Below are 20,347 nucleotides of genomic sequence, written 5' to 3'. Positions count from 1 at the left end.
GCCCTTCTCGAAAGAGAAGGGCTTTATTTTTGCGTATAGATAAGAAAACAAGCGGTTATTTTTTACTATTGTTTTGCAAATGGATTTTGCAATTTCTTAGTAAAAAATAACCGCTTGTCGTTTAGGAATGGAGTTAAGAAGAATTAATTATCCCACTTTGCCAATTCGGCATATTCTGTCAATTCGGGGAACTGCTTTAGCCATTTGTTCCATTGTACTTCATTCACTTCAATTTTAAGAATTCGGTCGCCGAAATCATTAAAATGCTCTGCCTTAATACAATTTTCCGCTTTAAATTGAGTGTAAATTGCTCCTGCGGTAACGGGCAGTAGCACAGTTTCTCGCACTAGATTACTACGCAGCCGCTCTTGAATCGCTTGGAACAGTAGCTCAATGCCAAGATTTTCTTGAGCGGAAAGGTAAACCGCAATCGGTGTGCCGTCATCATTTCGCTCAATATGAGGCTCAATCCCCTCTAGCTTATCGACTTTGTTAAACACCAACAGTGTTGGAATTTCCAATGCCTCAATTTCATCAAGTACTTGATTTACTGCATCAATATTCTCATTTTTACGATCATCAGCAGCATCAATAACGTGCAGAAGTAGCGTTGCTTCAGTGGTTTCTTGCAGGGTAGATTTGAAGGCTGAAACCAAATCGTGCGGTAAAAATCGGATAAAACCTACCGTGTCGGCAAGAATAGTTGTACCAACATCTTTCACTTGAATACGTCTAAGGGTAGGATCTAGCGTAGCAAATAGCTGATCAGCTGCATACACACCGGCATCAGTAATAGCGTTAAAAAGGGTCGATTTGCCTGCATTAGTGTAACCAACTAATGAGACGGTAGGAATATCTGCTTTTTGACGTGTTTTGCGGTTTTGGTTTCGCTGTTTGTTGACCTTTTCTAATCGATTTAACAGTTGTTGGATCCGTACTTTAATTAAACGGCGATCGGTCTCTAACTGCGTTTCCCCCGGGCCGCGTAAGCCAACGGATCCACCTTTTTGCTGATCTTGGTTGGTGACACGGCGGACAAGACGTGTGGATAAATGGCGAAGTTGTGCCAGTTCTACTTGTAATTTCCCTTCGTGCGATCTTGCTCGTTGAGCAAAAATATCTAGGATCAACCCTGTTCTATCCACCACTCGGCAGCCGCATAACGATTGTAGATTACGAGCCTGTGCCGGGCTAAGTTGATGGTTTACCAATACAACTGTAGCTCCAAGTGACTCAACAGCATCTGCAATTTCCTCTGCTTTGCCTTGTCCAACGTAGTATTTAATATGTGGGCTTGGCCGACTGGTAGTCAGCGTTGCCAGTACTTCTACACCGGCAGATTCGGCAAGGGTTTTAAATTCAAGCAGATTTTCCACATCTTTATGTTGACCAAGATAGAGATGGACAAGAATGGCTTTGTCTTTTTCGTGTTCGGTTTGCGCGTTGATTGCTGATATTTGGCTTGCTTCAGATAAAGCAAAGCCAAACGCAGAATCGTCTTCTGAGTTTGGCAGTGATTCGTTTAACATTTTCGTGTTAATAATTCAATTATTCCGTTTGTTCAGTAACTTCAGCTACAGGCTGGGCTTGCTGGTGTTGGTTGTTGTTATTGTTGTGTGATAATGCACGAGCAGGAACAACCGTTGAAATAGCATGTTTATACACCATTTGGCTTACTGTATTTTTTAATAAAATCACAAATTGATCGAAAGACTCGATTTGACCTTGTAATTTAATGCCGTTAACTAAATAAATTGAAACAGGAATACGCTCACGACGAAGTGCATTCAAATATGGATCTTGTAAAGATTGACCTTTTGCCATTTTGTTTTCCCTTTTTATTGTTGTGTACTGTGTTATTAAGACAGTGAATAATTATATAAGTGCCAAAGGCGGTTAGATATTATCACAATTATTTAAATAATGATCGATCTTTTCAATCATTTTTGTTTGAGAACTGGTCGGAGCTAAACTATCAAGCCAAGTTACTTCACCTGACCAACTACGTAGCCATGTAATTTGGCGTTTAGCCAGCTGCCGGGTTGCACAGATTCCTTTAAATATTGCCTCGTCGAGTGAAATATCTCCTTGCAGATATTCCCACATTTGGCGGTAACCCACACAACGAATAGAAGGTAAGTTAATGTGTAAATCTTTGCGTAAAAACAACCGCTTGACTTCATCCTCAAAGCCTAAATCGATCATTTTATGAAAACGTTGCTCAATACGTTGGTGTAAAACAGCGCGATCTTCGGGGGCGATCGCAAATTGTAAAATGTTATAAGGCAAAGCCTCACCTTGTTGAGCAGTGAGTTCAGTCATTGTTTTGCCTGTGATGTAAAACACCTCTAACGCACGGTTGATCCGTTGGCTATCATTTTGGTTAATTCTAGCGCCGGCAACAGGATCGATTTTTGCCAGCTCTTTATGCAAGCTAGCCCAACCAAATTGTTCCGCTTTGGCTTCAATTTCTGTTCGAATAGTAGGATTGGCAGAAGGCAATGGAGATAACCCTTCAAGCAACGCTTTGTAATAAAGCATGGTGCCGCCGACAAGCAGCGGAATTTTGCCTTGAGCGGTAATTTCTGCCATTTCACGTAGGGCATCGGCGTGGAAATTCATCGCTGAATAACTTTCCGCCGGGTCTAAAATATCAATTAAACGATGAGGAGCTAATGCTAATTCCGCTTTGCTCGGTTTCGCCGTGCCAATATCCATGCCTTTGTAAATTAAGGCGGAATCGACACTAATCACCTCAACCGGCAATTGCTGGCGTAACGCAATCGCTAAATCGGTTTTACCTGACGCTGTCGGGCCCATTAAAAATATTGCGAGGGGTTTTTGAGTCATTGTTATCTTTTTAAAATGAGAAAGCGAACTTGGGTTCGCTTTCGTCTGGTTATTTATCTAATTTATCAATTAATTCATTAATTTGAGTTAATAATTCAGGAATTGATTCATTTGCTGTTTCATATATCACTTCAAAATCTAATTCAAAATAACCGTGAGCAATAATATTTCGCATACCACGCATATATTTCCAAGGAATGTGTTTATGTTCCAGCAAGAATTCTGGGTGTTTGTGATGAATTACAGTGACGATTTCACCCATTGCAATCAAGCTCATTGCAACTGCATTTTCAATACATTTATCGTCTAGAAATTCTTCAAGTGAAACACCATCAATAAAGGCTTGAATATCTAGACATAAACCACGTATTTTTTCTAAATAATCAGGAATTCGATATTCAGTACTCATTATAATACCCTTGCTTCATTTAATACCTGCTGGCGGAATTTTTCAGGCAAACTACGGGGTGTAAGCACATCTACTTTTATTCCCAATAATTCTTCTAACTCCATTTGTAAACCACATAAATCAAAGATTGTAGTTTTAGGTGTGGTATCAACTAAAATATCCAAATCACTTTCTTCGGTGTCAATTCCTTTGGCAACAGAGCCAAAAACGCGTAAGTTTTCAATTGCAAATTGACGGCTAATAGCCATAATTTCCGCGTGTTTTTCTTTTAGAAGTTGAGACGGAATCATATTTCCCCCTGTTTTCAAGGAAGTATAGCATATTAAGCTAGATATTGACCGATATTTAACAGCTATAATAAATGAGAAAAATCCACTTCTTTCCTAACCTCCTCAATCTCCTTTTTTCCATTCGGGTAAAGTTCGATTTCTGAGAGCTGTGTCACCACATCACTCAGCGTGCAAGCGGTTGGAATTTCGCATTTTTTTGCAAAAAATTTGGTTAAATTAACCGCTTGTGTTTGGTTAAATAACGCAAATAAAAGCTGTTGTAAGTTCTGCTCCCGAAGTGGTTGCGGCACTGATAACACCGTTAAGCGGGTTTGCTGTTGCCAATGTTTTTCGGTAATGGAAAAACCGAGCTTGGCTAATTCCTCTTTATACTTTTGCCAATGTTCGGCTTGTTGCTCATCTAAAGTAAGGTTAAGTGGAATCAATAACGCTTGAGATTGCCCTTTGCTTAGTTGGTAAGCAAATTTAAGTTGTGATAATTGAGCTAGAGAAATAAGGTAAAAATCCTCGTTCTCTTTCATTAATATTGCTTGGTTTTTTACAATCGCTAACGCCTGTGAATGATGGCTTGCAAGCGGTGTAATATCGCTAATTTTTTGCGAAGCCGTTTTAGTTTGAACATCCTGCTTGATTTCTACGTTTGATGCAAAGTTTGGTGTTTCGAGTGTGGTTTTTGGGCCGGATTCAGTTTGTGGAACATCATTTCGTCCATTGTTGCTGATTAGCTCTTTATACCATTTTTGAGCTGGTGAACTCACGCTGTGGCTTCGCTCAAATTTAGGCGTATAGCTTGAGCGATTTGCATTTTTTTCGGAAAATTTGACCGCTTGTGTTGGCTGAAATTCTACAGATTCTACAAAGATATTCTGTCCTGCCGCTTGGCGGTTGGTATCTTTTCCATAAGTGGGTGGTAATGGCTCATTGAGTTCATCATGCAGAGCTAGAGTTGTTTGCCCTTGCTCTAGGCTATTGTTAACCCCTTGTAAAATAAAATCGTGTACCAGTCTTCCTTGATGAAAACGTACTTCATGTTTGGCAGGGTGAACGTTCACATCCACCATAGCCGGATCTAAATCCAAAAACAACACAAAAGTTGGATAGTTTCCGGCAGCAATGCTGTCGCCATAGGCTTGGCGAATGGCGTGGTTGATGGTTTTATCCCGCATCATTCGCCCGTTCACATAGCTATAGCAGAGATCGTTTTGTGGGCGAGCAAGGGCAGGCGAGCCAATCCAACCGTGTAAATGTAAATCGCCATGTTGCCAGTCAATATGAGTGGCTTGTTGAATAAAGTCATCTCCACAAATCGCGGCAACTCGTTTTTGTTGCTGTTCAACCGAGTTGTCTTGTACTTTGCGGTACTGGCGGACGATTTTGCCATTGTGGCTTAGCGTAAAGCTGATATTCGGTTTGGCAAGCGCAATGCGGCGAACCACTTCATCAATATGGGTAAATTCGGTTTTATCGGTGCGTAGAAATTTACGGCGTGCAGGCGTATTGAAAAACAGGTTTGCCACTTCAATGGTTGTACCGATTGGGTGAGAAGCAGGTTGAATTTCCACTTCCATTTCCCTCCCTTGAGTGTAGGCTTGCCATGCCTCGCTTTGTTCTGCGGTGCGAGAGGTTAGCGTGAGGCGTGAAACCGAGCTGATACTGGCAAGTGCTTCTCCACGAAATCCAAGACTTAAGATTGCTTCTAGGTCTTCTAGACTACTGATTTTACTGGTAGCGTGACGGGCGAGAGCTAACGGCAAGTCTAATTTGGCGATGCCACAGCCGTTATCTCGAATACGGATTAACTGCGAGCCGCCTTTTTCAATATCGATTTGAATATGATTTGCTCCGGCATCTAAGCTGTTTTCTACCAACTCTTTCACCACAGACGCTGGGCGTTCCACCACCTCACCGGCAGCAATTTGGTTTGCCAGTTGTGGAGGTAGAATATGGATAAGTTGTTTTGGGGTTTCGTTTGTCATTGTTTTGCCTAGAGTATTTTATAGTAAGGTAAATATATTTTATGCCTGATGTAGCTCCCTCTCTTTTCTAAAGAGGGAGGAGATATAGAGAGTTTAACAAAAGTCATTTACCTACAAATTTCCCCATTTTATCCAATTTTCTTCCCTTTTGCATATTTCTTCACATAAAAGAACATGTTAGATTATGGTTAATGTTAATAAAAAGAGAATTAAAGTATGCAAATGAAAGACCTTGCCAAGCAAGCTAAACAAGCCAGTTTTGAGCTGGCACAATTCGGTAGTCTGCAAAAAAATCAAGCCTTACTTACTATTGCTGATAATCTTGAACAACGTGCAACAGAAATTTTGTATGCCAATGCGAAGGACATTGAATTTGCTCAATCACAAGGGATATCTTTGGCGATTATTGACCGTTTATTATTAAATGAAAGCCGTTTAAAAAGTATCGCAAATGATGTACGAAATGTAGCGAAATTAGCTGATCCTGTGGGGCAAGTGATAGACGGTGGCGTATTAAATAGCGGATTAAAAATTGAACGCCAACGTGTGCCTTTAGGGGTGATTTTAACCATTTACGAAGCTCGTCCGAATGTCACGATTGATGTCGCTTCCCTTTGCTTAAAAACAGGCAATGCGGTGATTTTACGTGGCGGTAAAGAGACGAAATTTACCAACGCGGTGTTAGTTGATGTGGTGCAAGATGCCCTAGAAAAAGCCGGTTTGCCGAAATTAGCAGTACAGGCAGTAACCGATCCGGATCGCACTTTATTATTAGAATTGCTGAAATTAGATCGCTATATTGATATGGTGATCCCACGTGGCGGAGCAGGTTTGCACCAATTCTGTAAAGAAAATTCCACTATTCCGGTGATTGTTGGTGGTATTGGTGTGTGCCATTTATTTGTGGAGAAAACCGCAGATCAAGAAAAATCCCTTGATGTTATTGCTAATGCCAAAACCCAGCGACCGAGCACCTGCAATACTCTTGAAACCTTATTGGTGGATAAAGCAATCGCCGTTGAGTTTTTACCTAAATTGATCGCAAGAATGGATAGTTTGGGGGTTACTATTCACAGTAACGATTTGCAAAAAATTGATGGAATTGAACCGCTTGATGTAGAAAAGTTAAGCCAAGAATGGCTTTCACTTGATTTAAATGTTGTAGTGGTTAATGGTTTAGAGGAAGCAGTGGCACATATTCGCCGCTATGGTTCGCAACATTCAGAGGGGATTTTAACCTCAGATTACCAACTTGCCCGCCAATTTGTGCAACAAGTGGATGCTGCCGCTGTTTACATTAACTCCAGTACCCGTTTTACTGACGGCGGTGAATTTGGGCTAGGAGCAGAGGTAGCGGTCAGCACCCAAAAATTGCATGCTCGAGGTCCTATGGGGCTTGAAGCATTAACTACCTATAAATGGGTGTGTGAAAGTGATTATTTAGTTAGAGGATAGTATGTTAAAGCGGACTTTTGAATTTATTAAACTCTTTGCTAAACGTTACTCGGAAAATAACATTGCAATTTCAGCAGGTTATCTGACGTATAGTACAATGCTTGCAATTGTACCGTTAATTATGGTGCTGTTTTCAATGTTTACGTTTTTTCCTGTTTTTAATGAGGCGACCGAACAGCTCAAAGCTTTTATTTATGATAATTTTGCTCCAAGTTCAGGAGAGATGATTTCTGAATATATTGAGTTATTCGTGAGTAATTCGAAGAAAATGGGGCTTGTGAGTATTATCGGTCTATTTGTGGTGGCGATTATGCTGATTAAAAGCATTGATGAAACGCTTAATACCATTTGGCACAATAGTCGCAAGCGGTCGATTTTGATCTCTTTTTTGCTCTATTTTGCCATTTTAATATTTGGACCTTTACTTGCCGGTGCAAGTATTGCCATTAGCACTTATGTGATGTCGTTAGCGATATTTAATGGTAATGGGGCATTATCCTTTAGCCAATATTTATTAGAATTTACCCCTTTTTTATTGATTTGGTTATTGTTCTCTCTTGTGTATAAATTTGTGCCGAATACCGAAGTTGAATTTAAGCATGCAGCAATTGGGGCATTATTGGCGGCAATTTTCTTTACTTTAGGAAAACAGGCCTTTATTTGGTATATCACTACTTTTCCGTCTTATCAAGCCATATATGGTGCATTAGCCGTGCTGCCTATTATGATTGTGTGGATTCAATTAAGTTGGCAAGTGGTGTTACTTGGCGGTCAATTTACTGCTATTTTAAAAGAGATTAAAGAGGATAAGGAATACGATGATAGGCTTAATTCAGCGGGTTAAATGGGCGAAAGTAGAAGTAGAAAACCAAATTGTGGGTGAAATTAAACATGGTTTATTGGTCTTACTTGGTGTTGAACAAGATGATGATGAGGCGAAAGCAGATAAACTGCTGGAAAAAGTACTAAATTACCGTGTTTTTTCAGACGAGCAGGGCAAAATGAACCTCAACGTTCAGCAAGCCGGCGGCAGTTTGCTGGTGGTTTCGCAATTTACGCTCGCAGCCGATACTAACAAAGGTTTACGCCCAAGTTTCTCTAAAGGTGCAAAACCTATGGATGCCGAGCGTTTATACAATTATTTTCATCAACAAGCCAAGCAAAAAATCCATACGCAAACAGGGCAATTTGCTGCTGATATGCAAGTAAGTCTACAAAATGACGGTCCGGTAACTTTTTGGTTACAGGTTTAGAAAATATCTTATTTGAAAAGTATGGGCAGACTTGTCTGCCCAAATAATCCTAATAAGCTATTTATTTCGGCAATTTCTGGCAGTTTGGACAGAAAAAGCTGTTACGCTGCCCGATCACTTTGGCTTCAATCGTGCTACCGCAATCATTACAGCTTTCACCTTTTCGCCCATATACTTGCAGCACTTGGGCGAAATAGCCCGGTTTTCCATCCGGTTGAATAAAATCTTTTAGGGTGGTGCCACCTTGAATAATTGCTTTGGTTAGCACTTCTTTAATCACTTTTACTAAGCGTTCGCACTGTTTTTGAGTCAGATTCTGTGCTGCTAATTCGGGGTGAATTCCCGCCATAAACAGACTTTCGCAAGCATAGATATTGCCTACGCCAACCACCACTTCATTAGTCATAATAAAGGTTTTGCAAGCGGTCGTTTTTTTGCGACTTTTTGCAAATAGATAATCTGCCGTAAAGGCTTCAGAGAGTGGCTCCGGCCCTAGTTTACGCAGCAGTTCGTGTTCTTCTGCTTTTTCTGCCCAAAGCCAACAGCCGAACTTGCGTGGATCGTTATAACGCAAGATAGTGCCATTTTCAGTAACAAGATCAATGTGATCGTGCTTTCCGGCTTCTTTTTGTTGGGCTTCTTTTAAGATCCCCAGCGAGCCGGACATGCCCAAATGCAGCAAAATATCGCCTTGAGTAGTTCGGATAATGAGATATTTAGCCCGTCTTTCTATAGCATGGATTTTTGCATTTTGCATAGCGATAATTTCCGGGCTTACCATCCAGCGTAATTTAGGTTGGCGAACAATAATCCGTTTTATCGTTTGCCCCACCAAATAAGGCTCTACACCTCTCACGCTTGTTTCAACTTCGGGTAATTCAGGCATTGTTTTCTCCTAAAAAATAGGCAGTGAATTATCACTGCCTTGACTGGATTTATGCTTTTCTGCTGATAAGTGGGTGCAGTATTGCTCCAACTACGCAACCAATAACGGCAAAAGGTAACCACTCCATAGAATAGGCTTTCAGTGGTAAACTCTCAGTAAATCCTACACCGGCAACCGAGGCAATCGCAACAACTGTTACCAATAAAAGTGATAGGCGTTGTGCGGTAAGAGGCAGCTTAATCACTAAATTAATTAACAGCATAAAAATGATAGTCATCGCAATCGGATAGAGCACCAATAACACTGGAATAGATTTGCTAATAACCTCTTTTAAGCCTTGGTTTGCGATAATAAAGCTAATAACAGTAAAGAGTATTGCATAGACTTTATAAGATATTTTCGGGAAAATCTCATTGAAATATTCGCTTACTGATACTGCTAAACCTACAGCAGTTGTTAAGCAAGCAAGGGAAACGATAATACCTAATACAGCGCGTCCGAGTTCACCAAAAGCTTGGGTAGTAATGGTATTGAGAATATAGGTTCCCATATCCAATTTTTTTTCAGCAAGCATTGCCAGCGTTTCTGCACTCATAGGAATGTTATTCCCAATCCAGCCTAATCCAATATAAATTACCGCAAGAGCTACTGCTGCCACTAAGCCTGCGGCAACGGTTTGTCTTTGTAGTGAGGCTTGGCTAGTGCTTTTTCCTCGAATGGCATGGAGTACAATCACTGAGTAGGCTAATGAAGCAAGCGCATCCATAGTAAGATAGCCATCCACCATGCCTTTAAAGAAGTAAGATTGCTCAGTCGGTTGAGTCGTTGCTAATGGGCTGTCACCAGTTAAAATCATGCTTGCCCGTACCACTAAGGCAATGATAGCGATGAGTAAAATTGGGGTAAGTACTGCACCAATTCGATCGACCACTTTAGTCGGATTAATTGCCAACCAAAGGGTAAGGATGAAATAAACCAGGGTAAAAATCAGCATGGAAAGTTGGCTTGATTCCCCTAAAAACGGCATTAAGGCCATTTCGTATGCAGTTGCCGCAGTACGAGGTCCGGCAAAAAATGGTCCGATTGCCAGATAAATAGAAATTAAGAAAATCAGCGAAAAATAGGGGTGGATTTTGTCTAGCGCTGATTTATAGCCACCATTATAGAATGCGCTAACCACAATGCCTAATAACGGAAGACCGACACCTGTTAATACAAAACCTGAAATAGCAGATGCAAATTCCGCACCGCTTTCAAAGCCCAATTTTGGCGGAAAGATTAAATTCCCCGCCCCGAAAAAAATGGCAAACAGCAAAAAGCCGACCACTAAGGTATTTCTAGTCATAACACATTTACACTTTTTTGCCTGCTAAAGGAGGCAACAACACAAAATAAAAAACGATAAAACCGAACTTTGTAATATTTACAAAGTTCGGCTGAAAAAAGACCGCTTGTTACAGCTTAGCCCATGTATAAACCACCGTTCACATGAATGGTTTCACCATTGATGTAACGAGCATCATCTGAAGCTAAGAACGCTACGGCTTTAGCGATATCCTGTGGTGAGCCGAGTTCGCCTGCAGGGATTTGGCTTAAAATAGCATTACGTTGATCTTCGTTTAATTCATCGGTCATATCTGTTGCGATAAAGCCCGGTGCCACCACGTTTACCGTAATGCCACGACTAGCAACTTCTTTTGCTAACGATTTTGAAAAGCCCACTAAGCCGGCTTTTGCTGCACAGTAGTTTGTTTGACCCGGGTTACCCATTGAGCCAACCACGGAGCCAATACTGATAATACGACCGCCTTTTTTCATCATCGGGCGTAACACAGCTTTGGATAAGCGGTAAACAGAAGTGAGGTTGGTTTGGATAATATCGAACCAATCATCATCTTTCATACGCATTAATAAGCCGTCACGGGTAATACCGGCGTTGTTTACTAACACATCAATATCACCAAAGCTCTCTTTGATTTGTTTTAACACTGAATCAATAGATTCTGCATCAGCAACATTTAATACTAAGCCTTTGCCGTTTTCGCCTAAGTAAGCAGAAATTGACTCGGCACCTTTTTCTGAAGTCGCGGTACCGATTACGGTATAACCTTTTGCGACTAATTCTTCGGCAATCGCTTTACCGATACCACGAGTTGCACCCGTGACTAATGCGATTTTTTTCATACATTCTCCTGAATAATAACTATTGCTTAGTTAAATAGTTAAAACATAAAAAATAAAAAGAGTGAGTACATAGTTTATTGCAGTTGTTAAACCACCAAATAAAGCATATTTTACGGAACCTCCTTGCAATGGATAAATGCAAGGTGGGAGAGAAAATGCCCAGATGCTTGAAAGCAATAAAGGTCCTACACTACTAAATAGATAAAGTTGGAATAAGACGACCGTACCTTTGGGATCGCCGTTGCTTAACAGCACACCATAAATAACCCATGCCTGAATAGCTGCAGCTGTAAGAGCTGCACCACCAATAAAGGCATGGCGGATTTTAGGATTGAATCTAAGGAAATAGACTAAAAATGAACAACCTGAAACGATAGCAAGTATCCCTGTATTTATTGCGAGCAGATTAAATTCATCAATTTCTTCTATTACACTAAAAAGATAGCTAATAGGTACAATTACTAAGGCGATTAATACGCTTATCAGCAAAAATACTGTTTCTTTTTTCATTTTTAGCTCCGTAATTTAAGCCTCAATACCCTCAAAGCTTGCCACATCATTCACTGCTTTAGCATTCAATTCTTTTACAATACGGCTTGTTAAGCCTGTCAATACTTTACCCGGCCCGATTTCGTATAAAGTGGTAACACCGTCTTGAGCCATTTTCTCGACCGTTTCCGTCCAGCGAACAGGGCTATACAGTTGGCGCACTAATGCGTTGCGAATTGCTTCTGCATTAGTTTCAACTGCAACATCCACGTTATTGATAACCGGTACAAGCGGTTGATTTAGGGTGATATTTTGCAAAGCGGTTGCTAATTTTTCTGCCGCCGGTTTCATTAATGCACAATGTGAAGGCACGCTTACGGCGAGTGGTAAAGCACGTTTTGCTCCAGCTGCTTTACATAATTCGCCTGCTTTTTCCGCTGCGGCTTTCGTGCCGGCGATTACCACTTGCCCCGGGCTGTTGAAGTTTACTGCCGACACAATTTCACCGGTCTCGCTTGCTGCTTGCTCACACGCCTTAATAATCGCCTCATTATCCAAGCCTATAATCGCAAACATCGCACCGCTGCCAGCAGGAACAGCTTGTTGCATTGCATTACCACGCAATTCGACTAATTTGATTGCATCTTGGAAATTTAACACGCCGGCACACACTAATGCGGAATATTCACCTAAGCTATGGCCAGCCATTACTGCCGGTTTTTGCTCAGGGAATTTCTCTTGCCATACACGATAAAGGGCAACCGACGCTGCCAATAAAGCCGGCTGTGTGCGTTGAGTTTGACCTAAATCTTCAGCTGTCCCGTTTTGTACTAAATTCCATAAATCATAGCCTAAAACCTCACTTGCCTCAGCAAATGTTTTTTCTATGATAGGAAATTGTGGTGCAAGATCAGCAAGCATACCAACAGCTTGTGAGCCTTGTCCTGGGAAAACCATTGCGAATTTTGACATTGTTTTTTTATCCTCTTTTTGAAATTTTAGTGATCAGTTCCCCTCTTTTCTAAAGAGGGGAGCTTGTTCATTGGAGCATTAACAGCTACACCATAGTCTAATCCGGCGAATAATAAAGTTTGCCGATTTCAATTCGCTCACGGCCTGTTTCTAATCGCCATTTGTTGGAATCACGTAAGGAATAGACACAGCCGCAATACTCTTGTTGGTAGAAGCGTTCACGTTTGCTGATTTCGATCATTCGTTGCGAGCCGCCGCCTTTACGCCAGTTGTAGTCCCAATAAACTACATCATCAAATTTCGCTGCCGCACGGTGGCCGCAGTCGTTGATTTGGTTCATATCTTTCCAGCGAGAAATGCCTAAACAGCTGGTAAACACAGGGAAGCCGTTGTTGTGGGCGTATTCGGCGGCTTTTTCAAAGCGCATATCGAAGCACATGGTGCAGCGAATACCACGCTCCGGCTCCCATTCCATACCTTTGGCTTTTTGGAACCACTCACGGCGGTCGTTTTCATAGTCGTCATCAAAATCGATAAACGGAATGCCCCACTTTTCGGCGAAGCGGATATTCTCCTCTTTGCGGATCAGGTACTCCTTCATCGGATGAATGTTCGGGTTGTAGAAGTAGATGGTAAATTCTATTCCCGAGGCGTGAATCGCTTCCATCACTTCGCCCGAGCAAGGCGCACAGCAGGAGTGGAGCAGCAGTTTGTTATGTCCGTTCGGAAGACTCAGCTTTTCACGCACAAACGGGGTGTTCGGGTCTTTTTTCTGATTTTGCGCACGGCGACGGGCACGAACGCTTTCAATATGTTCTTGAGGTTGTTGTTTTTGTTCTGTCATTTTTTTCGTATAGGTGGAGTTCAACCCACCCGAAATTCTATTTATATGGTGGGCGGGTTAAAACCCGCCCCTACAAGCGGTTAAATTTGGCTGATTTTTTGCAAATCAGTATGAACGATCGACCGACAAATACGCCAGTGAGATCAGAGCCTGTTTATATTCACTTTCCGGTAATACAGCTAAAGCATCTACTGCTTTTTGGGCTTCTTCACGGGCTTTTTGCATGGCGTAATCCAAAGATTGATATTCTGCCATAATTGCCAAGACGTCGGGAATTTGTTCCAATTCGCCACCGTTTTCAATAGCTTTACGAATGAGTTCAACTTGGGCTATATTACCGGCTTTATCGGCAGCGTGCATTGCGTGTAGTAACGGTAGGGTTGGTTTTCCTTCTACGAAATCATCTCCTACATTTTTACCTAAACTTTCACTTTGGGCAGAGTAATCTAAAATATCATCAATCAATTGGAATGCAGTGCCTAAATAGCAACCATAAGCTTTTAACGCATTTTCGATTTCTTCACTTGCTCCTGCTGCAATAGCAACACATTGAGTAGCTGCTTCAAATAGACGTGCGGTTTTATTATATATTACACGCATATAATTTGCTTCAGTAGTGTTTGGATCGTTTACATTCATTAATTGTTGAACTTCACCCTCTGCTAAAGCATTTGTAGCCGCAGACATGACTTTTAGCACTCGAAGTGAATCTAAATCTGTCATCATTTGGAATGAGCGTGTATAGATATAATCACCTACCAACACACTTGCGGCATTGCCAAAAGAGGCATTCGCAGTCGGTCTGCCACGACGCATATTAGATTCGTCCACCACATCATCATGTAGAAGGGTCGCAGTATGCACAAATTCGATAAAAGCCGCTGCAGTAATATGTTTTTTACCCGTATAATTCAATGCTCTGGCTGCTAATACTGCAATTAAAGGGCGAATACGTTTACCGCCGCCGGCAATAATATAATGCCCTAACTGGTTTATCAGTAAAACCTCCGAATTAAGTTGTGCCAGAATTTCAGCATTCACTGCTTGCATATCTTCTCTAGCAAGAGCGTGGATTTGTTCCAAAGAAAAGCGCATTGTCATCGAACCTATTAATTTTTTTAAGATGAAAATTGTGTCAATTCTACCTTAAATTAACCTTTGTTCAAAAAAGAATTGCGGTTTTCTTATAAAATCGGACGAGTCATTTCATCTTTTAAAACAGCAAGCGGTCTGATTTTTGAGATTTTTGAAAAATTTTGCTAATTTAAAAAAATTATCAAAATCTCACTTGCTCTTTTTTTCGTTTTTCCGTAGAATTGCAGCCCTATTTTTATGAATTAATTGAGTGCCTAAAAGCAAAAGCAATTGGCACGTAGCGGAGTAAATATGTACGCAGTTTTCCAAAGTGGCGGCAAACAACACCGAGTAAGTGAAGGTCAGGTAGTTCGTTTAGAAAAACTTGAAATCGCAACCGGTGAGAAAGTTGAGTTTGACTCAGTGTTAATGGTCGTTAACGGTGAAGATGTTAAAATTGGTGCACCTGTATTAGCTGGTGCGAAAGTAGTGGCTGAAGTTGTAGCACAAGGTCGTGGCGATAAAGTTAAAATCGTTAAATTCCGTCGTCGTAAACACAGCCGTAAACAACAAGGTCATCGTCAGTGGTTCACAGAAGTGAAAATCACTGGGATTCAAGCATAATTTCAGAGGAGATCAAGTAGATGGCAACTAAAAAAGCTGGTGGTTCAACTCGTAACGGTCGTGATTCTGAAGCTAAACGCCTTGGTGTTAAACGTTTCGGTGGTGAATCTGTATTAGCAGGTAGCATCATTGTTCGTCAACGTGGTACTAAATTCCACGCAGGTACAAATGTAGGTATGGGTAAAGACCACACTTTATTTGCAACTGTAGACGGTAAAGTTAAATTTGAAGTGAAAGGCGAAAAGAGCCGTAAATACGTGAGCATTATTGCTGAGTAATCATTTCAACATGAATTATAAAAACCTCGCTTTAGGCGGGGTTTTTTACGTTTTAGCATCAGTACTCAATTTTTTATATAAGGAACAAAAATGAAACAACAACGACCCTTATTAGGTTTTGCTTTTGCCTTAATTACCGCTATCGCTTGGGGAACTTCACCTATTGCGACACAGCAAGTAATGGCAGTTATGAATGCGCAAACGCTCGTTTGGTTTAGATTTCTAGCTGCTGCGTTGGGGTTGTTATTCATTTTAGTTTTTACAAAAAAATTACCAAACTTGGCCGCTTGTAGAAAAAAAGATTTCGGATTGCTCATTTTAGGGGTGCTGGGATTATCGGCGAATTTCTTTTTATTTGCACAAGCATTGTATTATATTTCTCCGACAACTAACCAAGTATTATGGCTGTTGGCACCTTTTACTATGATTTTACTTGGTGTATTTCTTTTTAATGAAAAATTTGGCTTTTTTCAGAAACTGGGTTCGAGCCTACTAATTCTGGGGTTGATTGCTTTTTTTAATGATAAATTCAGCGAGATTTTGCAGCTAAATACTTATACATTAGGGATTTTATTCAGTATAGGCGCAAGTTTTGTATGGGTAGTTTATGCTCTTGCCCAAAAATTGCTATTGGCCCAATTTAAGGCACAACAAGCATTGATGCTTATCTACTTTGGTTGTGCAATCACAATGTTCCCTTTTTCTGCACCCTTACAGATCACCAACATTGAGGGTGGATTTCTCTGGGCGTGTTTTATTTTTTGTTGCTTGAATACGGTAATTGGTTATGGCGCTTATAGTGAAGCACTTAATTATTGGGATACATCTAAAGTCAGTGTTGTAACTACTATGCTGCCGATTTTTACTATGATTTTTTCACTTATCGGTCATTATTTTTTTCCGGATATTTTTGTTGAACCTGACATGAATTGGATTAGCTATATAGGGGCTTTTGTGGTGGTGACCGGAGCCATTTTAGCCATTTCGGGCGATAAGCTATTTAGGCGTATTTAATTGCAAGCGGTTATAAATTAGAAACAATTTACAACCGCTTTTCTTTAGATCACTCCTAAGGTTTCAAGGGCGTATAAGATTCCATCTTCCTCAATCGGTTTGGTTACAAAGTCCGCCACTGCTTTTAATTCAGGTTCGCCATTTCCCATAGCAACTCCGAAACCGACGGTTGGTAACATTTCTAGATCATTAATACCATCACCAAATGCCATTGAGCTTTCAATATCAATATTGAGGCGTTCTAATACATCTTTTATGCCTCGGGCTTTTGAATTTTCTTTTCTTAGAATATCAACTGCATAGGGATGCCAGCGAGCCTCTTTTAAATCATTTGCAAAAAGTCCGCTATTTTCAACCGCTTGTTTTTGACTTTCAGGATAGAATAGAAGCATCTGAACTATGGCTTCCCTTTCTTGGGAATCTTTTTTGTGATAGTCAGGATCGATTAGATAATTTGGGGTAATCGGTAATACTGCTTCATGTACGATGGGGTTAGTATCTGAAACTGCAATTGTCATTGGTGTAACAAAGGCGTAAATAATCCCCAATTCATTCGCTTTCGTGATAATTCGCTCAATTTGTTCGCAGCTTAATGAATAATCACTGATTATCCGATCTTTATAGAAATTATATTGCCCGTTAATAGTAACAAAAAGCTCAAAACCGGTTTCCGGATTAAGATAAGGTTTTAGGGCATTGGGAAAGCAACCGTGATTTCGTCCGGTAGCGATAGCAGGAATGATACCCTTTGCTTTTAGGCGAGGTAGCACTTGTTCTGTGATAGATGCCGGAATATAAGTTTTATGTTTAACATATAAAGTGTCATCAATATCGAAAAAGACAATTTTTATTGGTTGTTTTAGTGCATTCATCTACTTTTCCTTTTATTTGAACAATAGCAAGATTTTACTCCTTTTTCGAGCAATGTCACAAAAATAGTCCGAAAAAACAGCCGTAATTTTGATAATCTGCAAAGAAAAGGAGGGGATGTGGGGATATTAGGCTTTCGTTGTTTTCATTGTGATAGACCTTTAAATGTTGGAATCCATGGTTTTTGCACCAGTTGTCAGAAATTAATTAAAAACCGGCCTTATTGTGGGCATTGTGGAATGAGTTTGAGGGAGAACCGACAGTCTTGTGGTTATTGTTTACGAAATGAACCGAAATGGCATAAGTTAGTACGTGTTGCAGAGTATCAGATGCCCCTTTCTCATTGGATTCACCGCTTTAAATTTCAGTCTCAATATTGGTTAGATCAGGCTCTTTCTCGTCAATTACTGCTTGCGATTAAAGAAGCTCAGCGAGAAAGAGGGCTTGTTCTGCCGGAGGTGATTATGCCGGTGCCGCTATTTTGGCAGCGAAATTGGTCAAGAGGATTTAACCAAGCAGCATTGGTAAGTCAATGGCTGGCAAAATGGCTACAAATTCCGTTAGATACCCAAAGTTTAACCCGAACTCGTGCAACAACTTCTCAGCGTGAGCTAACAGCACACGAACGGCGAAAAAACTTACGTGGAGCATTTGGTTATCATCCTTTAAAGGCGTATAAACGAGTTGCTATTGTTGATGATGTGATCACCACAGGTTCAACGTTGAATGTGATTTGTGTCGAGTTATTAAAAGCGGGCGTTGAAGAAATACAAGTTTGGACATTAGCTAGAGCTTAATGATTATTTTCTTATAGTAAATAATGTATTTTGTAAACGTGATATTATCAAGTTAGAGTTTTTAAATTAGAATGCGCATCTCAAATTTATTTACAGTTATTTAACAAATTTCATACATTAAGGAAAGCGTTATGAATGCAACTTTAGACAAATTACAACCACTTGCTCTTTTAATCACCCGCGTTGTTGCAGGTTATATGTTCCTGCTTCACGGCACATCAAAATTCTTTGAGTTCCCAATGTCAATGACCAATGGAAACGGTAGTGTGCCACTATTCTCAATTTATGGTGTTGGTGGCATTTTAGAGATTGTTGGTGGGACATTCTTTATTTTAGGGTTATTTACTCGCCAAACTGCCTTTATTCTTTCGGGTATGATGGCGTATGCATTTTTTATTATTCATGGTGCTCAAGGTAATGTTTTATTACCATTATTAAATGGTGGCGAGTTGGCAGGGCTTTACTCTGTATTATTCTTAACCTTTATTTTTATTGGTGGCGGAAAATATTCATTAGATGCGAAATTATTTAATAAGGCATAATCGTACTTATTTAAGCTAACAAGCGGTCATATTTGGTAAATATTTTACTAAATATGACCGCTTGTTTTTTTATGGATTAAATTAAGACATTTGCAAGCGCAATACCGACTAAACATGCAGTGATAACACCGATTAAACCCGGTGCCATAAAACTGTGGTTGAAGTAGTATTTTCCGATTTTGGTTGTGCCTGTTACGTCAAAGTTTACAGTTGCGATATCTGAAGGATAGTTTGGAATAAAGAAGTACGCATAAGTTGCAGGCATTAAACCCACCAATAACGGGGCAGGTAAGCCCATGGCGATACCGACAGGTAATAACATTTTTGCTGTTACTGCTTGGCTGTTTACCACAACAGACACCGCAAACATTGCGAAGGCGAATGTCCAAGGTTGAGCTTTAACCATTTCAGTTACGCCTTCTTTAAATGCCGGCATTGCGTGAGTGAAGTAAGTGTCACTCATCCATGCAATACCGAAAATGGCAATTGTCGCTACCATACCGGATTTAAATACAATACCGTTTGGTACTTTTTTCGGATCGGTTTTGGTTAAAACTAAAATTAAGCCGCCGAAAGTCAACATCACGATTTGAATGATTTGATCCATTCCAGCCACTTTGCCTGTTGCTGCAACAGTCGGTTTGATAGATGGCATCATTGCAATCGCAACAATAGTTGCAATTGCCGCTAGGAATAGATAAACCGAATTTTTTGCACTTGCAGGAAGTTGCTCATCCAAAGAGGTGGCACTGGTTTCCTCAATTTGTTTGCGTAATTCGGGATCTTGCATACGGCGTTGATATTCAGGATCGTCTTCCAGCTCTTTACCACGACGTAAGCTGTATAAAGACATTGCAATCACACCACAAAATGTTGCGATAATCGTTACCCCAACTACATTTAATAATGTCACCCCTTCAAAGCCCGGTAATTTGGTGATTTCTGTTAAGTAATAGGCAACTGCTGCAGATAACGGGCTACCTGTAATCCCCAACTGGGAAGCGACAGAAGCTGCTGCCATTGGACGTTCCGGGCGGATTTTATTTTTAAGGGCAATATCACCGATAATCGGCATAATGGAGTACACAGAATGGCCCGTACCTAGCATTAAGGTCATAATATAGGTAACAAGTGGGCCTAAAAAGGTAATACGTTTCGGATTACTACGTAAAATGCGTTCTGCGATTTGCAGCATAAATTTTAAACCGCCGGCTGCTTCTAAAATAGAAGCACAGGTCACTACGGCTAAAATAACCAGCATTACACTAATCGGTGGCGCTGAAAGTGGCATTCCGAGGAAGAATACTTCCACGAATAAACCGATTCCTGAAACAACCCCTAAGCCAATACCACCGTAGCGGCTACCGGCATATAAAAAGGCTAATAAAAGCAAAAATTCTGCATATAGCATATAGAACCTCAAATATAAAATTAAAAATAATCACTAGGTAGCAGTTTACTCCTAGCCATTTCCGAATACTTTGAAATAAATCAAAAATAAATAACTCTATAAGGGTAGATGTTATAAAAATTTAAACAA

General features: G+C 40.5%; 23 protein-coding genes. 8 read left to right on the top strand and 15 right to left on the bottom strand.

What is annotated here, in order from left to right; translation table 11 throughout:
• Positions 1-143: 143 nt before the first annotated feature.
• The 6 genes from hflX to mutL all read right to left on the bottom strand — a co-directional run bounded on the left by hflX (position 144) and on the right by mutL (position 5,525).
• Positions 144-1,529 carry a ribosome rescue GTPase HflX gene (gene hflX / locus A6B41_RS10260; protein WP_027073571.1) on the bottom strand — a complete coding sequence of 462 codons (1,386 nt, stop codon included), beginning with the start codon at positions 1,527-1,529 and terminating at the stop codon, positions 144-146.
• A 19-nt stretch (positions 1,530-1,548) separates the two neighbouring features.
• Complete coding sequence (hfq, locus tag A6B41_RS10255) at positions 1,549-1,824, bottom strand: RNA chaperone Hfq (protein ID WP_027073572.1); 276 nt, start codon at positions 1,822-1,824, stop codon at positions 1,549-1,551.
• A 72-nt stretch (positions 1,825-1,896) separates the two neighbouring features.
• Positions 1,897-2,850, bottom strand: coding sequence for a tRNA (adenosine(37)-N6)-dimethylallyltransferase MiaA (miaA, locus tag A6B41_RS10250; protein ID WP_027073573.1), 954 nt, complete (start codon positions 2,848-2,850; stop codon positions 1,897-1,899).
• Between the two features lie 49 nt (positions 2,851-2,899).
• Entirely contained in the window at positions 2,900-3,259 is a 360-nt protein-coding gene (locus A6B41_RS10245; protein WP_027073574.1) for a HepT-like ribonuclease domain-containing protein, read from the bottom strand.
• Positions 3,259-3,549 (bottom strand): nucleotidyltransferase family protein, encoded by a 291-nt coding sequence (locus A6B41_RS10240; RefSeq protein WP_027073575.1) that lies wholly within the window; start codon positions 3,547-3,549, stop codon positions 3,259-3,261. Before A6B41_RS10240 ends, A6B41_RS10245 begins: the two co-directional genes overlap by 1 nt.
• A gap of 62 nt (positions 3,550-3,611) precedes the next feature.
• Positions 3,612-5,525, bottom strand: a complete 1,914-nt coding sequence (mutL, locus tag A6B41_RS10235) for a DNA mismatch repair endonuclease MutL (RefSeq protein ID WP_027073576.1) — start codon at positions 5,523-5,525, stop codon at positions 3,612-3,614.
• A gap of 216 nt (positions 5,526-5,741) precedes the next feature.
• Between mutL and proA the strand changes: the two genes are divergently transcribed.
• Genes proA through dtd form a run of 3 tightly spaced genes read left to right on the top strand, consistent with a single transcriptional unit; the run spans position 5,742 to position 8,233 of the window.
• Positions 5,742-6,980 carry a glutamate-5-semialdehyde dehydrogenase gene (gene proA, locus A6B41_RS10230; RefSeq protein ID WP_027073577.1) on the top strand — a complete coding sequence of 413 codons (1,239 nt, stop codon included), beginning with the start codon at positions 5,742-5,744 and terminating at the stop codon, positions 6,978-6,980.
• Between the two features lies 1 nt (position 6,981).
• On the top strand, positions 6,982-7,824 hold the full coding sequence (locus A6B41_RS10225) for a virulence factor BrkB family protein (protein WP_027073578.1): 843 nt from the start codon (positions 6,982-6,984) through the stop codon (positions 7,822-7,824).
• On the top strand, positions 7,799-8,233 hold the full coding sequence (gene dtd / locus A6B41_RS10220) for a D-aminoacyl-tRNA deacylase (RefSeq protein ID WP_027073579.1): 435 nt from the start codon (positions 7,799-7,801) through the stop codon (positions 8,231-8,233). Before A6B41_RS10225 ends, dtd begins: the two co-directional genes overlap by 26 nt.
• A gap of 61 nt (positions 8,234-8,294) precedes the next feature.
• Here dtd and mutM read toward each other — a convergent pair whose 3' ends face one another.
• From mutM to ispB, 7 genes are all read right to left on the bottom strand, one after another.
• Complete coding sequence (mutM, locus tag A6B41_RS10215; protein WP_027073580.1) at positions 8,295-9,119, bottom strand: bifunctional DNA-formamidopyrimidine glycosylase/DNA-(apurinic or apyrimidinic site) lyase; 825 nt, start codon at positions 9,117-9,119, stop codon at positions 8,295-8,297.
• Between the two features lie 49 nt (positions 9,120-9,168).
• Positions 9,169-10,464 (bottom strand): branched-chain amino acid transport system II carrier protein, encoded by a 1,296-nt coding sequence (gene brnQ, locus A6B41_RS10210; RefSeq protein ID WP_027073581.1) that lies wholly within the window; start codon positions 10,462-10,464, stop codon positions 9,169-9,171.
• 116 nt (positions 10,465-10,580) lie between these two features.
• Entirely contained in the window at positions 10,581-11,303 is a 723-nt protein-coding gene (gene fabG, locus A6B41_RS10205) for a 3-oxoacyl-ACP reductase FabG (protein WP_027073582.1), read from the bottom strand.
• Positions 11,304-11,333: 30 nt separating this feature from the next.
• Complete coding sequence (locus tag A6B41_RS10200) at positions 11,334-11,813, bottom strand: hypothetical protein (protein ID WP_027073583.1); 480 nt, start codon at positions 11,811-11,813, stop codon at positions 11,334-11,336.
• Positions 11,814-11,828: 15 nt separating this feature from the next.
• A complete protein-coding gene (gene fabD, locus A6B41_RS10195; RefSeq protein ID WP_027073584.1) occupies positions 11,829-12,764 on the bottom strand; it encodes an ACP S-malonyltransferase in 936 nt (311 codons plus the stop codon).
• A gap of 97 nt (positions 12,765-12,861) precedes the next feature.
• Entirely contained in the window at positions 12,862-13,608 is a 747-nt protein-coding gene (locus A6B41_RS10190) for an epoxyqueuosine reductase QueH (protein WP_027073585.1), read from the bottom strand.
• A 105-nt stretch (positions 13,609-13,713) separates the two neighbouring features.
• Positions 13,714-14,709 carry an octaprenyl diphosphate synthase gene (gene ispB, locus A6B41_RS10185; RefSeq protein WP_027073586.1) on the bottom strand — a complete coding sequence of 332 codons (996 nt, stop codon included), beginning with the start codon at positions 14,707-14,709 and terminating at the stop codon, positions 13,714-13,716.
• 285 nt (positions 14,710-14,994) lie between these two features.
• On the opposite strand from ispB, the gene rplU reads away from it, so the two are divergent.
• From rplU to A6B41_RS10170, 3 genes are all read left to right on the top strand, one after another.
• Positions 14,995-15,306 (top strand): 50S ribosomal protein L21, encoded by a 312-nt coding sequence (rplU, locus tag A6B41_RS10180; protein WP_027073587.1) that lies wholly within the window; start codon positions 14,995-14,997, stop codon positions 15,304-15,306.
• A gap of 20 nt (positions 15,307-15,326) precedes the next feature.
• Entirely contained in the window at positions 15,327-15,584 is a 258-nt protein-coding gene (gene rpmA, locus A6B41_RS10175) for a 50S ribosomal protein L27 (RefSeq protein ID WP_027073588.1), read from the top strand.
• Between the two features lie 90 nt (positions 15,585-15,674).
• A complete protein-coding gene (locus tag A6B41_RS10170) occupies positions 15,675-16,598 on the top strand; it encodes a DMT family transporter (RefSeq protein ID WP_027073589.1) in 924 nt (307 codons plus the stop codon).
• Positions 16,599-16,642: 44 nt separating this feature from the next.
• Here the strand turns inward: A6B41_RS10170 and A6B41_RS10165 are convergent, their stop codons facing one another.
• A complete protein-coding gene (locus A6B41_RS10165) occupies positions 16,643-17,470 on the bottom strand; it encodes a Cof-type HAD-IIB family hydrolase (protein ID WP_027073590.1) in 828 nt (275 codons plus the stop codon).
• 117 nt (positions 17,471-17,587) lie between these two features.
• Here A6B41_RS10165 and A6B41_RS10160 point away from each other — a divergent pair, with 117 nt between their 5' ends.
• Together A6B41_RS10160 and A6B41_RS10155 are read left to right on the top strand one after the other, a co-directional pair.
• The gene (locus A6B41_RS10160; protein WP_027073591.1) at positions 17,588-18,265 is read left to right on the top strand and encodes a phosphoribosyltransferase family protein; all 678 of its coding nucleotides are present in this window, start codon (positions 17,588-17,590) and stop codon (positions 18,263-18,265) included.
• 131 nt (positions 18,266-18,396) lie between these two features.
• A complete protein-coding gene (locus A6B41_RS10155; RefSeq protein WP_027073592.1) occupies positions 18,397-18,807 on the top strand; it encodes a DoxX family protein in 411 nt (136 codons plus the stop codon).
• A 76-nt stretch (positions 18,808-18,883) separates the two neighbouring features.
• Here A6B41_RS10155 and A6B41_RS10150 read toward each other — a convergent pair whose 3' ends face one another.
• Entirely contained in the window at positions 18,884-20,218 is a 1,335-nt protein-coding gene (locus A6B41_RS10150) for an anaerobic C4-dicarboxylate transporter (RefSeq protein ID WP_027073593.1), read from the bottom strand.
• Positions 20,219-20,347: the final 129 nt, after the last annotated feature.

Source organism: Mannheimia granulomatis, from assembly GCF_013377255.1.
Taxonomy (GTDB): Bacteria; Pseudomonadota; Gammaproteobacteria; order Enterobacterales; family Pasteurellaceae; genus Mannheimia; species Mannheimia granulomatis.
Note: the sequence above shows the minus strand (reverse complement) of the source record. Positions and strands in the feature narration are given on the sequence as shown.